This is a genomic window from Mesorhizobium sp. ORM8.1 (assembly GCF_053005525.2).
This window is the reverse complement of the sequence record NZ_CM132600.1, coordinates 7,080,064-7,092,651: the sequence shown is the minus strand read 5'-3', so window position 1 is coordinate 7,092,651 and position 12,588 is coordinate 7,080,064. Positions and strand designations below refer to the sequence as shown.

Sequence of the window (12,588 nt, the reverse complement as noted above, 5' to 3'; positions counted from 1 at the left end):
CGGAGCCAATCCCGCGCAATCCCAATCCGCGCCTTTCCGAAGATCGAATTGATTGTCGGGCCATGCGCCAGCCGGATCAGCCTATGAACCTCCGCACCCGCCATACCCTGGAGTTCGTCCTCGACAATCTCGTCTGGTTCATGCTGCTGTTCGTGCTGGTGGTGTTTTCCATCTTCATCCCAAACTATTTCCAGCTCGGCATCTTCGCCAATATCGTCGAGGCGTCGAGCGTGCTCGGCGTCATGTCGATCGGCCTGGCGCTGGTCATCATCGCCGGCCACATGGACCTGTCGGTCGAATCGGTCGCCGCGCTCAGCGCCATGGCAGTGGGCATCCTGTTCTGCTCGTCGGGCATTGGCCTTGGTATTCAACTGCATCCGGAATGGCTGATGGTTCCGGTCTCGCTGCTGCTGGCGCTGGCTGTCGGCGGCGTGATCGGCGCTTTCAACGGGTTTCTGGTGGTGCGGGTCAAGATGAGCGCCTTCATCATCACGCTCGCCTCCTACATCTGGGTGCGCGGCCTGGTGCTGGTCATTTCGGGCGGCCGCTCGGCGCAGGACCTGGCACCAGCCATCCGCTGGTTCGGCATCCAGCGCCTCGCCGGCCTGCCGCTCACCGCCTGGATCGCCATCGCCTGCTTCGTCGTCTTCTCGCTGATCATGGCCAAGACGCCGTTCGGCCGGCATCTCGTGATGATCGGCGGCAACGAGACCGCCACCTTCCGCGCCGGCATCCGGGTCAACCGCAATCTCATCATCGCCTTCGTGCTTGCCGGTGCCATCGCCGGCCTGGCCGGCTGGCTGCTGGCGATCCGCACCTCCGGCGCCACGGCCAATCTCGGCGTCGGCCTGCTGTTCAACGCCTTTGCCGCGGTGGTCATCGGCGGCGTCAGCTTAAAGGGCGGCGTCGGCACCCTGCCTGGCGTCTATGCCGGCGTGCTTCTGCTCTCGGCCATCAACACGGCAATCAATTTGATGGGCCTGCCGGCCAACTTCACCCAGGTTATCCACGGCCTGCTGGTGCTCGCCGCCGTGCTGCTTGACGCCTTCAAGCAAACCATTCGCCAAAGACTAGCATGACAGGAAGACTCTGATGACAGGAAGGCGGGCATGACCGGACGACTGCAAGACAAGGTGGCGCTGATCATCGGCAGCGCGCGCGGGATAGGCAAGGGTATCGCGCTGCGCTTTGCCGAAGAAGGTGCAAGGCTGGTGCTGGCCGACACCGATGTGGAGGCCGGGCAAGCGACCGCGGACGAACTCGGCGTCCCCTTCATCCGCACCGATATTTCACAAATGAGCGACGCCGAGGCCGCGGTCGCGTTGGCGCTGAAGCAGCACGGCCGCCTCGACGTCATCGTGCAAAATGCCGGCATCTATCCCTGGCAATTGATCGAAAACACCAGCGCCGACGATTGGGACCGCGTCATGGCGGTCAATCTGCGCGGCACATTCAATGCCAGCCGTGCAGCACTGGTGCCGATGAAGGCGCAGCGCTTTGGCCGCATGCTCTACACCTCATCCATCACCGGCCCGCATGTCACCAGCCCGGGCCACGGGCACTACGCGGCGACAAAAGCCGGCATCAACGGCTTCATCCGTTCGGCAGCGCTCGAGTTCTCGGGCTATGGCATCACCGTCAACGGGGTCGAGCCAGGCAACATCCTGACCGAGGCCATCCAGCAGCATCGCGGCGCCGCCTATATCAAGAACATGGAGGATTCCATCCCGCTCGGCCGGCTCGGCAGCCCGCGCGATGTCGCCAATGCCTTCCTGTTCCTGGCCTCGGACGACGCCAGCTACATCACCGGCACGACCATCGTCGTCGACGGTGGGCAATTGCTGCCGGAAGGTAAGGATTTTCGGATGGCGCCGCCGTGACACCCCTGGTCGTCCGCGATCTGGCGGGAACCGGCTTGAATATGGTGGAATGGTGGGCGATGACGGGCTCGAACCGCCGACATCTTCGGTGTAAACGAAGCGCTCTACCAACTGAGCTAATCGCCCGCCTGAGCGCGGACCTTTAAGCAGTTAGCGTCGCATTCGCAAGGCCAAATGAATGCCCGGCAACGCCCCTGCCGGCCGGTTTTCCCCAGCCTCGGCGCGGCTGTCAAAAAACCTTCTCCTGTTTGCTGTAAATGCTTCAATGCCGCGCTTGACACCCGGTAACGAACCCCTTATCCACCGCCCCAACGACGAACACGGCTGACACGTGCTCGTTAATGCGCGGGTGTAGCTCAGTTGGTTAGAGTGCCGGCCTGTCACGCCGGAGGTCGCGGGTTCGAGCCCCGTCACTCGCGCCATTTCTCCTCAGGAGAAATGTGACATAATCGTCAAAAAACGTGGTCTTGCTCACAACAATTCAGATCCGACCGGATCTGGATCTGATCTTCCTGAAGCATCACCCTTTGGCCGACGACGCCTCGGCTTCCTGTGCGACGAACAGCCGAGCACCTTCATCGCCCAGAGGGTCGGGCGGCACGATCTCGGAACCATCCCATCCCTGCCCGTTCCACCCCAAGGGCAAAAAAGACGGGAGAAATCTGATGGCTGTGAGATGCCGTATTTCGATTGACGATGCCAGGGATGTGGACGAGCTGGCGTTCCAGGAATTGCCGCGCGTCGGCGAAAGCATGTCGATGCCAGCCGAAGGATCGAGCAAGGATCTTCGCGTTCTGCGCGTCGTGCACATGCCCGGCACCGAGCAAGGCGCAACCACTATGCTGGAGCTGACCAGCAGGATTCTTTGACTCCTGACAGTGTCCCTTCAGAAAAACCCGCCTCGATGCAGGCGGGTTTTTCGATTCGAGCCTCCGGCCGGTTCGTCATTCGCCCAACACAACTCCGGAAGCCGTGATCTGCGCCGTGCGCTCGGTAAGCTTCCCGCGCTTCGTCAGCGTCGGCTTTTCGTAGGCTTTCTTCATCTTGCCGCTCCAAATCCGTGCCCCATCTTGGGTTCAAGGCAATGAACGCGCGCGTATCGGGTTGCGTTCCGAGCGGCGGATGGCCCCTAAGCATTGGGAGAAGTGAAAATTGCGGGTCAGGCCCGCGCCAGCAGCGCTTCTACCTCTTGCAGCGTCGGCATGGATGGCGCCGTGCCCGGGCGCGTCACCGAAATGCCGGCGACGGCGCAGGCAAAGCGCACCGCTTCCAGCGGCTCGACGCCCTTGGCAAGGGCTGCCGCAAGGCCGCCATTGAAGGCATCGCCTGCGCCGGTGGTTTCGACGACCGCGCCGGCGCTGACGGCGTCGATATGCTCTGAGCGGTCCTTCGTGTGCAGCAACGCGCCCTTCTCGCCGAGCGTGACGATCACCGCGCCGACACCCTTGGCCAGCAATGCGTCGGCGGCGCGGCGGGCATCCTCGATCGACGACACCTTGATGCCGGTCAGCCCTTCGGCTTCGGTCTCATTGGGCGTGACATAATCGCAAAGCGCGTAGATGCGGTCCGGCAGCTGTGCTGCCGGCGCCGGGTTGAGGATGGTGATCACCCCTGCCCCACGCGCGATCTCGAGCGCCTTGAGCGCGGCGTCGATCGGCTGTTCGAGCTGCGTGACGAAGACGCCGGCGGAGCGGATCAGTCCGGCATGCGCCTCGATATCGGCGGGCGAGATCAGCATCGCCGCACCCGGGCTGACGATGATGGCGTTGTTGCCGCTGCCCTCCTCGATGAAAATATAGGCTGCACCCGTGTAGCTGTCGGGCGTGTCGATGACGGCGCTTTTGACGCCCGCCGCAGCCCAAGTCTGCTTCGCCATATCGGCAAAGGCATCGACGCCGAGCCTGGTCAGGAAGGTCGTGTCGGCGCCAAGCTTGCCGGCCGCTACCGCCTGGTTCGAGCCCTTGCCGCCCGGCCCGAGCTTGAACGAATTGCCGAGGATCGTCTCGCCCAGGCGCGGTTGCCGGTCGGCGCGATAGGCCGTGTCGGCGACGAAGACTCCCAGGATGACGACGGGCTTGCCAATGGCCATGGTCTTACTCCGCATCCGGCGGCACGACGCCCTTGCGGAAAGCAAAGCAGCCGTAGAAGCGGCGCTCGCCGGTCTGGATGACGCAATAGGCCTTCCTGGAGCGGTCGTAAAGGCGTAGCGCTCGATCGAGATCATCGGCCAAGGCTTGCCCTCGGCGGCGTTGATCTCCTTTTGCACTTCCTTCTGCACCGGCGGGATTTCGTTCGGCTTGCCGACGATTTCCATGCGCGCGGCCGCATCGTTGACGAAGGTATCGAGCGGATAGAGCGACAGCACCGCCTTCACCACTTCGGCCGCCGACGCATCGATGCGCAGCACTTTGCCGAGCACGGTCTGGCGCGCCACCGAATCGGCCGGGAAATTGGTGTCGGCGATGATCAGGTCGTCGCCATGCCCCATCGCTCGCAGTGCCTGCAGCACGTCGGCATTGAGCAGCGGATTGATCCCTTTGAGCATACTGTCCCCTCGTGAATTTGTTCGCAGTCAGAGACGCGTGCCGGTCGCCGCGTCGAAAAGATGAACTTGCTCGAGCCGCGGCCTCAGCTTCAGCGTGTCGCCCGGCTTGACGTCGTGGCGTTCGCGGAACAGCGCCACCATCTCGCCCTCGCCGAAGCGCAGGAACACCAAGGTCTCCGAGCCGGTCGGCTCGACCACCGAAACCGTGGCGGCGATACCGTCGGGATGGATTTCCAGATGCTCCGGCCGCACGCCATAGACGACGGCCTGGCCGTCCTGGGCAGCACGTCCCGAGGGCAGCGGAAACGCCGTGCCGGCTATGTCGACGGCGTTGTCGCCCTTCTTCACCGTGCCCTTGAGCAGGTTCATGGCCGGTGAGCCGAGAAAGCCGGCGACGAACAGATTGGCCGGCCGGTCGAACAGCTCCAGCGGCGCGCCGACCTGTTCGATGCGACCGTCACGCATCACCACGATCTTGTCGGCCATGGTCATAGCCTCGATCTGGTCATGCGTGACATAGATGGTCGTGGTCTTAAGCCGCTGGTGCAGTTCCTTGATCTCGGTGCGCATCTGAACGCGCAATTTGGCATCGAGATTGGAAAGCGGCTCGTCGAACAAAAACACCTGCGGGTTGCGCACGATGGCGCGGCCCATGGCGACGCGCTGGCGCTGGCCGCCGGAAAGCTGGCGCGGATAGCGCTTGAGATAAGGAGCGAGGTCGAGGATATCGGCGGCGCGCTTGACCCGTTCGGCAACGACAGTCGGGTCGGTGCCGCGCAGCTTCAGCGCAAAAGCCATGTTCTGCTCCACCGTCTTGTGCGGATAGAGCGCGTAATTCTGGAACACCATGGCGATGTCGCGCTTTGCCGGCGGCAGATTGTTGACGACGCGCTCGCCGATCGAGATCGTGCCGCCCGAAACAGTCTCCAGCCCGGCCACCATCCTCAGCAGCGTGGACTTGCCGCAACCCGAAGGGCCGACCAGCACGACGAACTGGCCGTCGGCAATATCGATGCTGACCTCGTGCAGGACCTTGACGGTTCCAAACGCCTTGGCCACACTGCTGATCGCGACTTGAGCCATCATCTCCCCTTTATCGTTTGCGGTGAAGCTAGCCATTGCGAACGGCAAGGGCAAGTCGGTATATTATAGATAAAAACCCAGTCGTGTTGACAAGGTAATCGATTACGCGAATAGTGGCGAGTGCCAATCCGACAACGGGCCTCTTACCCCGAAATCGGAACTCCGGCGACGCAGGGTGGGGTCCCACGTCCCCGTATGTTCAGGGAGAACCGTAAGACGTTTCGACGTCCGATAGATTGGCATTTCCATTCAATGGCTGTTGTTCTGGGAGGAACCTGTAGATGAGAGTCGACCTGTACGAAAAACTGATGCGAGCCGGCGCGAGCCGCCGTGATGTGCTGAAAGGCGCAGCGAGCATGGCCGCGATAGCCGCCGCGTCCGGCGCCGGGCTCGGCCCGATGACAAAGCCGGCCGCCGCCGACGATGGTTTGCGGGCCAAGATCCTGCAGATCCCCGGCGTCGGCAAGGGCCAGCCGACCGACGCCGACTTCCAGAAAGTCGGCGAGCTCTGCCTCGAAGCCACCAAGGCCAATGTCAAGGAAGGCGAGTTCGCGGGCGTCGAGCTCAAGTTCATGGGCCTCAACAACCAGAACCTTCACAATGTGCTGTTCCGTGGCTTCCTGAAGCCTTGGGAGGCCTATACCGGCGCCAAGATCAGCTGGATCGACCTCGCCCAGGCCGACTACAATGCCCGCCTGCAGCAATCGATCGCCACCGGAACCGTGGACTTCGACATTGCCGAGATGGGCGCGCCTTTCGAAGGCGATGTCTGCGGCAAGGGGCTTACTTCTGAAATGCCCGACTGGGTCAAGAAGCAGATCGATATCGACGACCTGGTCAACTACCTCAAGCCGCCAGTCGGCACCTGGAACGGCAAGCAGTATCGCGTGACGATTGACGGCGACACGCATAACTTCAACTACCGTACCGACGTGTTCGCCGACGCGGATCTCGCCAAGCAATGGAAGGACGGCGGCGGTGCCGGCGAATGGGGCGTGCCCAAGACCTGGCAGCAGGTCCAGGCCGTGACCAAGTTCCTCAAGGGCAAGAAATTCAAGGGCCAGGACGTCTACGGCTATCTCGATGCGCCCAAGCCATGGGGCGGTTTCGGCTTCTACTTCCTTGGCAGCCGCGCCGCGGCCTATGCCAAGCACCCCGACGACAAAGCCTGGCTGTTCGACGCCGACACAATGAAGCCGCGCGTCAACAACCCGGCCTGGGTGCGCGCCATCCAGGACGTAATCGACGCGCTGCCGTCCGAGCCCGCCGACCAGATCAATGCAGACCCGAACACCACCGGCTTCCAGCAGTTCCTGGCTGGAACTGGTTCAATGATCCCCTGGTGGGGCGACATCGGCTCCAACGTCAAAACCAACGATTCGTCCGTGATTGGCGACCTTTGCGGCTTCGACATCCTGCCGGGCTCTGATGACGTCTACAATTCCAAGACCGGCAAATGGGAGAAGCTCGCCAGCGGACCCAACTTCGCGCCCAACCTCGCCTATCTCGGCTGGGGCATTTATGTCATGGCCCGCGTCGACAGCGATCCGAAGAAGCAGAAAGCCGCCTGGAGCGCCGCGGCGCATCTTGGTGGCAAGGATCTGGCCATCTGGACGGCAATGTACCCGTCCGGCTTCCAGTGCTACCGCAACAGCCAGCACAACATCGACGAATGGGTAGCCGCTGGCTACGACAAGGCATTCATCACGAATTACCTCGACTCCCAGTTCAACTCCTACAACCATCCCAATGGTGCAATCGAGCCACGCATCCCCGGCATCTTCCAATATTACAGTGCCGCCGAGGACATTCTGGCCAACACCTTCGCCGGCAAGATGAAGGCGCAGGAAGGCGCCGACGCAATCGCCGCCGCCTGGGAAAAGCTGACCGACCAGATCGGCCGCGAAAAGCAGGTCAAGCTCTACAAAGCCTCGCTCGGCATGTAAGCTGGCTTAAGCAGACGTCGCGGCCCGGTGGCACACCGTCACCGGGCCGCATCTTTACCCGGCCTTGCCGGTTTGATGCGTTAAGAGGCAAGAGGCGTGGCTGAGCAGACTTCGACCGCAAATGCCTGGCCGGCAAATCCGGCCGACCTGATCCCGGCCGGCCGCAAACGCCTGGGATGGGGCCTGCTGGCGCTGGCGACGCTCGGCCTTCTGGCGATCATCGTCGTGCAGATCCTCTACAAGACCGAGACGTCCACGATTGGTTTCGACACTTGGCGCCCGGTCATCTACGCCTATGTCCTGTGGGGTGTGGCGCTCGGCGCCTGGCAGGTGCTGACGCGCGGCGAGGACGGCCAGCGCGCGCTGTTCCTTTTGCCGGCCCTGCTCTTCACCATCGCCATGGTGATCTTCCCGACGCTGTTCGGCTTCTACATCGCGCTGACCGACTGGAACCTCAGTTCGTTTACCGGGCGCAGGTTCAACGGCCTCGACAATTTCTGGCAGATGCTGGCCGACCCCTACTACCGCAACGCGCTGTTCAACATGGTGCTCTATGTGCTGGCGGTGCTGGTCGAATATGTCATCGCCTTCGGCTTGGCGCTGCTCCTCAACGCGCAGATCCGCGCCAGGAAGTTCTTCCGGGTCGTCTTCCTGCTGCCGCTGATGCTGTCGCCGGTCGCGGTCTCCTGGATGGTCGGCAAGTCGCTGATGGAATACCGCTTCGGTCCGGCGGCGACGCTGGCGCGCCATCTCGGCTGGGAAAATCCCGCCTTCTTCTCCGATCCGATCACCGCCCGCATCTCGATCATGATGCTCGACGCATGGACCTTCATCCCGTTCATGATGATCATGCTGCTTGCCGGCCTGCAGGCGATGTCGCGCGAGGTGCTGGAAGCCGCGCGCGTCGACGGCGCGACCGCATGGCAGACCTTCTGGCAGGTCACGTTCCCGCTGATGCTGCCGGTGTCGGTGACGGCGGTGATCCTTCGCATCATCTTCAAGCTGAAGCTTGCTGACATCATCATCACCTTGACGTCCGGCGGCCCCGGCGGCGCCACCGATTCCGTGTCGAGCTTCATTTATCGCGAGTACCGCGACCGCTCGAATGTCGGCTATGGCACCATGCTCGCCATGGCCTATCTGGTCATCATCGTCGTGTTCGTGACCTGGCTTTTGAAATTCGCCAATCGCTTCGTGCGCAACGTCAACTGAGCGGCACCATGAGCGTCCAGACCACCGACTACACCGTTTCCGAAATCCGCTCGCCGGCAGCTTTCGTCGCGAGCCGCGTCTTCATCTATGGCGCGCTGCTCTTCTGGGCCTTCGTCTGCCTGTTCCCGATCTACTGGACGATCACCACCTCGTTCAAATCGGCGGTCGATGTCACGCAAGGCCACCTCATCCCGTTCATCGACTTCCAGCCCGACTGGAAGGGCTGGCGCTCGCTTGGCCTGTCGCCGGATTCGATCTTCGAGACCTCGACCGTGCGCGACGAGTTCTTCAAGCGTTTCATGAACTCGGTCATCACCTCGGTCGGCGCGTCGGCGCTTGCCATCGTCATCGGCAGTTTCGCCGCCTATGGCCTGACCCGCTATCGCTACAAATTCGCCTGGTTCAAGAACGAGGACATCTCCTTCTTCTTCCTGTCGCAGCTCATCCTGCCGCCGGTGGTGCTGGCGCTGCCCTTCCTGGTGCTCTACCGCGAAGTGGCGCTGCTCGACACGCGCATCGGCCTGATCCTGCTCTACACGCTGATGGTGCTGCCGATCGTCATCTGGATCATGCGCGACCAGTTCAACTCGATCCCCGTCGAGCTCGAGGAGGCGGCCCTGGTCGACGGGCTTTCGATCTGGGGCGCCTTCTTCCGCATCGTCATGCCGATTGCCCTTCCCGGAATGGTCGCCGCCTTCATCCTGGCAATGGTGCTGTGCTGGAACGAGTATTTTTTCGCCGCCCTTCTGACATCGACGGATGCCAAGACAATCCCGGTCATGGTGGCGAGCCAGACGGGCTCGCAAGGGATCAACTGGTGGTCGATGGCCGCCCTTGCCACCGCCGCGATCGCGCCGCTGGCGGTCATCGGCATCGCGCTCGAGCGCTATCTGATCATGGGCATGACGGCCGGTTCGGTGAAATAGGGCGCCCTCTTTTCCTTCTCCCCTTGTGGGAAAGGGCAAAGCAGCGCTAGCGCCTCAGGATCGACCGCAAGTTATCTAGGATCATGGTGACGCCCCTCTGCCCCAGCTCCGCCGAAGCTTCCGCGGCGCTTTTCGTGTACCAGCCGGTGTTGTCGGCGAAACGCGCCGCGTCCACCGCCTCCGGGCATAGCGCCAGCATCAGTGAGGTTTCGCCGATGCCGGCATGATCGAACGGATATCTGCCGTTCATGGAAGCCGGCATCAGCGGATGCACCTGCACCCAGTTGAAGACATTCTCGCCCTGCGCGTGGCCGGCATAGTAATCGACCATGGCGTTCGACCCCCACCAGCCCTCGCCGCGCTCCTTTTCGAGGAAACGGAAAATCGCCTGCCGTCCAGCGGTCTTGAAAGCGAGATCGGTCGGCATGCCGGCCACGAAATTCTCTGTCTGGTGATGGATGATAGCGTGGATGTTGCGAAAGCCGATGCGTAGCAGGCCGTAGAACAGCTCCTCCGCGAACGGCGCCAGCACCGGTCCGCCGACCTGCACCGAGCCGCTGCCCTCGGGTGCGGCCACGGCGTAGCTCGCCGCGCCGTAGTAGAAGGGCGGCAGGATGACGAGGTCCCTTTCCTTCTCGATCAGCTCCACCGTCTTGATCACCGCCAGCGTGTCCATGCCGACCGCCATGTGCTCGCCATGGTATTCGAGCACGCCGAGCGGCAGCATGACCGGCCAATTCTCCTCGATCGCCTTGCGGATCTGATGCGGCAGCATCAATTCGTAGCGCATGGTCCCTACTCCATATTGGTGTGCCTGGCGCGCATGGCTTCCGGCGTAGCGCCCGTCAGGCCCTTGAGCTTCAGCACCATGATCTCGAACAAGACAAACAGCGCGCCTTCGAACAGCGAGCCCATCGGCAGCACCGAGGTCCTGGCCGCGCCCTGGTCGCTGGCCATGGTCTGGGCCGGAATGAGCAATGTGAAGTCGGCGAGTTTTGCGGCACTTCCACCGGCCTCCGCCGTGAGCAGCAGCACTTTCGCGCCGGCCTCGCGGGCAACGCGCATCAAGGTGAGTACTGTCGTGGTCTCGCCCGGCCCGGAACTGACCAGAAAAACGTCGCCCTGCCCCAGCGGCGGCGTGGTCATGTCACCGACCACCGAGATCGGCAGGCCGAGATGGTAGAGCCGCATGGCAAAACCCTTGACCTGCAGCGCCTCGCGGCCGCAGCCATAGGCGGCGATCTTACCGGCGCCGGCAAGCATGGCGCAGGCAGCGTCGATGCCGTTTTCATCCATGCGCGCCAACACCGCGCCGAGTTCGTCCAGCGCGGTCGCGAACATCCCGGATCCGGCTTTGCTCATGATGGCTCACCCTGTTTGCCGAGGTCTTGGGTAGGTGGTGCGAATTTTGCGGCTGCCACCCACGAAACGCTTGTTTTTATTCATGCTATCACCTCGAAAATCGCTATCCAACACGCCGCGGCGCTTTTGCTGGGCCACCAGCGTTGATAGTGTCATGTCAGACAAATCGCTCCGGGAAAATCGTTGGACATGAAGACACGGCATTTCGACCGCATCGGCAATGGCGGCATCACCTTCACCGAGCTTGGCTTCGGCACCGCGCCGCTCGGCAATCTCTATCGCGCCGTCCCCGACGAAGACGCCAACGCCACGCTGGAGGCGGCTTGGACAACCGGCTGCCGCTATTACGATACGGCGCCGCTTTACGGTCTCGGCCTTGCGGAGACCCGCCTCAACGCTTTCCTGCGCGGCCGCAAACGCGACGACTATGTGCTGTCGAGCAAGGTCGGCCGCCTCATGCGCGTCGCCCCGCCCGAGCAGCGCACCGGCATCGGCAAGTTCTTCGACACGCCGTCGCGCCGCGAGGTCTACGACTACAGCTATGACGGCGTCATGCGCTCCTTCGAGGCGTCGCTGGAACGCCTTGGCGTCGACCGTATCGACATCCTGTTCGTGCACGACGTCGACATCTTCACGCATGGCAGCAAGGAAGCCTCCGACCGCCGCATCGAGGAGTTCATGTCGTCCGGCTATTACGGGCTGCTGTCGTTGCGCGACCAGGGCGTGATCAAGGCGTTCGGCGGCGGCATCAACGAGTGGCAGGTTGCGCAGACGCTCGCCGAGCGCGGCGATTTCGACCTGTTCCTGCTTGCCGGACGCTACACGCTGCTCGAGCAGGACGCGCTGGCCACCTTCCTGCCGCTCTGCCAGAAGCGCGGCATCGGCATCGTGCTCGGCGGCCCTTACAATTCCGGCGTGCTCGCGACCGGACCGAAGCCCGGCGCTTACTACAATTACAGCGAAGCGCCAAAGGAGATACTGGATCGCGTGGCGCGCATCGAAGCCGTCTGCAAGCGCCATGGCGTGCGCCTGATCGAGGCGGCGCTGCAGTTTCCCCTGCAGCATCCATCCGTGGTGTCAGTGATCCCGGGCGGGCAACGGCCGGCGGAAGTCGAAAGCAACCGTGCGCTCCTCGATGTCAAGATTCCGGCAGCACTCTGGGCCGATCTCAAGCAGGAAGGCCTGCTGCGGGCCGACGCGCCGGCGGCCTGAACCCGCGCGCGCCAGGCGAACCGCACACAAAAGAAAAGCCGGGCAAGCCCGGCTTTTCTGCTCTTAAAGAAAAAGGTCTTAGTTGACCGCGTCCTTGAGGCCCTTGCCGGCCGAAAACTTCGGCACGGTGCGCGCCGGAATCTTCACTTCGGCGCCGGTCTGCGGGTTGCGACCCGTCGAAGCAGCGCGTTTTGACACGGTGAAATTTCCGAAGCCGACAAGCCGGACATCGCCGCCCTTCTTCAGTTCGCCGGTGATCACGGAGAACACTGCATCGACGGCGGACTGCGCGTCAGCCTTCGAGATGCTAGCGGAGTCGGCGACAGCGGACACCAGTTCGTTCTTGTTCATAAAAATTCCCTTCCATGAGAAAACCGGAACTTACGACTCATCCGGCAGGAAACGGACTTTAGAAAGAAGCG

The 12,588-nt window shown here is 62.6% G+C and carries 13 protein-coding genes, 2 tRNA genes and 1 pseudogene; 8 read left to right on the top strand and 8 right to left on the bottom strand.

The window, feature by feature from the left end; translation table 11 throughout:
• Positions 1-83 precede the first annotated feature (83 nt).
• Both ACVDG8_RS35345 and ACVDG8_RS35340 read left to right on the top strand, forming a co-directional pair.
• Positions 84-1,079, top strand: coding sequence for an ABC transporter permease (locus ACVDG8_RS35345; protein WP_447252612.1), 996 nt, complete (start codon positions 84-86; stop codon positions 1,077-1,079).
• A 30-nt stretch (positions 1,080-1,109) separates the two neighbouring features.
• Entirely contained in the window at positions 1,110-1,880 is a 771-nt protein-coding gene (locus ACVDG8_RS35340) for an SDR family oxidoreductase (RefSeq protein ID WP_447252611.1), read from the top strand.
• Between the two features lie 50 nt (positions 1,881-1,930).
• On the opposite strand, the gene ACVDG8_RS35335 is transcribed toward ACVDG8_RS35340, so the two are convergent.
• Positions 1,931-2,006 (bottom strand) — tRNA-Val (locus tag ACVDG8_RS35335).
• A 219-nt stretch (positions 2,007-2,225) separates the two neighbouring features.
• Here ACVDG8_RS35335 and ACVDG8_RS35330 point away from each other — a divergent pair.
• Together ACVDG8_RS35330 and ACVDG8_RS35325 are read left to right on the top strand one after the other, a co-directional pair.
• Positions 2,226-2,302: transfer RNA gene (locus ACVDG8_RS35330), tRNA-Asp, on the top strand.
• A 45-nt stretch (positions 2,303-2,347) separates the two neighbouring features.
• The gene (locus ACVDG8_RS35325; protein WP_447252610.1) at positions 2,348-2,749 is read left to right on the top strand and encodes a hypothetical protein; all 402 of its coding nucleotides are present in this window, start codon (positions 2,348-2,350) and stop codon (positions 2,747-2,749) included.
• Between the two features lie 75 nt (positions 2,750-2,824).
• Here the strand turns inward: ACVDG8_RS35325 and ACVDG8_RS35320 are convergent, their stop codons facing one another.
• The 4 genes and pseudogenes from ACVDG8_RS35320 to ACVDG8_RS35305 all read right to left on the bottom strand — a co-directional run bounded on the left by ACVDG8_RS35320 (position 2,825) and on the right by ACVDG8_RS35305 (position 5,508).
• Complete coding sequence (locus tag ACVDG8_RS35320; RefSeq protein WP_447252609.1) at positions 2,825-2,923, bottom strand: putative RiPP precursor; 99 nt, start codon at positions 2,921-2,923, stop codon at positions 2,825-2,827.
• A gap of 116 nt (positions 2,924-3,039) precedes the next feature.
• Positions 3,040-3,969: a ribokinase gene (gene rbsK, locus ACVDG8_RS35315; protein ID WP_447252608.1), complete on the bottom strand. Its 930-nt coding sequence runs from the start codon at positions 3,967-3,969 to the stop codon at positions 3,040-3,042.
• Positions 3,970-3,973: 4 nt separating this feature from the next.
• Positions 3,974-4,425, bottom strand: a pseudogene (locus ACVDG8_RS35310) (RbsD/FucU family protein).
• A gap of 27 nt (positions 4,426-4,452) precedes the next feature.
• Entirely contained in the window at positions 4,453-5,508 is a 1,056-nt protein-coding gene (locus ACVDG8_RS35305; RefSeq protein ID WP_447257176.1) for an ABC transporter ATP-binding protein, read from the bottom strand.
• A gap of 281 nt (positions 5,509-5,789) precedes the next feature.
• Between ACVDG8_RS35305 and ACVDG8_RS35300 the strand changes: the two genes are divergently transcribed.
• The 3 genes from ACVDG8_RS35300 to ACVDG8_RS35290 all read left to right on the top strand — a co-directional run bounded on the left by ACVDG8_RS35300 (position 5,790) and on the right by ACVDG8_RS35290 (position 9,592).
• Positions 5,790-7,454, top strand: a complete 1,665-nt coding sequence (locus ACVDG8_RS35300) for a sugar ABC transporter substrate-binding protein (RefSeq protein WP_455707442.1) — start codon at positions 5,790-5,792, stop codon at positions 7,452-7,454.
• A gap of 96 nt (positions 7,455-7,550) precedes the next feature.
• The gene (locus ACVDG8_RS35295; RefSeq protein WP_447252605.1) at positions 7,551-8,666 is read left to right on the top strand and encodes a carbohydrate ABC transporter permease; all 1,116 of its coding nucleotides are present in this window, start codon (positions 7,551-7,553) and stop codon (positions 8,664-8,666) included.
• Between the two features lie 8 nt (positions 8,667-8,674).
• Positions 8,675-9,592, top strand: coding sequence for a carbohydrate ABC transporter permease (locus tag ACVDG8_RS35290; RefSeq protein WP_447252604.1), 918 nt, complete (start codon positions 8,675-8,677; stop codon positions 9,590-9,592).
• A gap of 46 nt (positions 9,593-9,638) precedes the next feature.
• On the opposite strand, the gene ACVDG8_RS35285 is transcribed toward ACVDG8_RS35290, so the two are convergent.
• Together ACVDG8_RS35285 and ACVDG8_RS35280 are read right to left on the bottom strand one after the other, a co-directional pair.
• Positions 9,639-10,382 (bottom strand): creatininase family protein, encoded by a 744-nt coding sequence (locus ACVDG8_RS35285; RefSeq protein WP_447252603.1) that lies wholly within the window; start codon positions 10,380-10,382, stop codon positions 9,639-9,641.
• 5 nt (positions 10,383-10,387) lie between these two features.
• Entirely contained in the window at positions 10,388-10,954 is a 567-nt protein-coding gene (locus tag ACVDG8_RS35280; protein ID WP_447252602.1) for an SIS domain-containing protein, read from the bottom strand.
• Between the two features lie 189 nt (positions 10,955-11,143).
• On the opposite strand from ACVDG8_RS35280, the gene ACVDG8_RS35275 reads away from it, so the two are divergent.
• Positions 11,144-12,166, top strand: coding sequence for an aldo/keto reductase (locus ACVDG8_RS35275; RefSeq protein WP_447252601.1), 1,023 nt, complete (start codon positions 11,144-11,146; stop codon positions 12,164-12,166).
• 78 nt (positions 12,167-12,244) lie between these two features.
• On the opposite strand, the gene hupB is transcribed toward ACVDG8_RS35275, so the two are convergent.
• On the bottom strand, positions 12,245-12,517 hold the full coding sequence (gene hupB, locus ACVDG8_RS35270) for a DNA-binding protein HupB (RefSeq protein ID WP_027166452.1): 273 nt from the start codon (positions 12,515-12,517) through the stop codon (positions 12,245-12,247).
• Positions 12,518-12,588: the final 71 nt, after the last annotated feature.

Coding starts and splice junctions, on each gene's coding strand:
- ACVDG8_RS35345 (WP_447252612.1), top strand. CDS start 84: ATGAACCTCCGCACCCGCCATACCCTGGAGTTCGTCCTCGACAATCTC.
- ACVDG8_RS35340 (WP_447252611.1), top strand. CDS start 1,110: ATGACCGGACGACTGCAAGACAAGGTGGCGCTGATCATCGGCAGCGCG.
- ACVDG8_RS35320 (WP_447252609.1), bottom strand. CDS start 2,923: ATGAAGAAAGCCTACGAAAAGCCGACGCTGACGAAGCGCGGGAAGCTT.
- rbsK (WP_447252608.1), bottom strand. CDS start 3,969: ATGGCCATTGGCAAGCCCGTCGTCATCCTGGGAGTCTTCGTCGCCGAC.
- ACVDG8_RS35305 (WP_447257176.1), bottom strand. CDS start 5,508: ATGGCTCAAGTCGCGATCAGCAGTGTGGCCAAGGCGTTTGGAACCGTC.
- ACVDG8_RS35300 (WP_455707442.1), top strand. CDS start 5,790: ATGAGAGTCGACCTGTACGAAAAACTGATGCGAGCCGGCGCGAGCCGC.
- ACVDG8_RS35290 (WP_447252604.1), top strand. CDS start 8,675: ATGAGCGTCCAGACCACCGACTACACCGTTTCCGAAATCCGCTCGCCG.
- ACVDG8_RS35285 (WP_447252603.1), bottom strand. CDS start 10,382: ATGCGCTACGAATTGATGCTGCCGCATCAGATCCGCAAGGCGATCGAG.
- ACVDG8_RS35280 (WP_447252602.1), bottom strand. CDS start 10,954: ATGAGCAAAGCCGGATCCGGGATGTTCGCGACCGCGCTGGACGAACTC.
- ACVDG8_RS35275 (WP_447252601.1), top strand. CDS start 11,144: ATGAAGACACGGCATTTCGACCGCATCGGCAATGGCGGCATCACCTTC.
- hupB (WP_027166452.1), bottom strand. CDS start 12,517: ATGAACAAGAACGAACTGGTGTCCGCTGTCGCCGACTCCGCTAGCATC.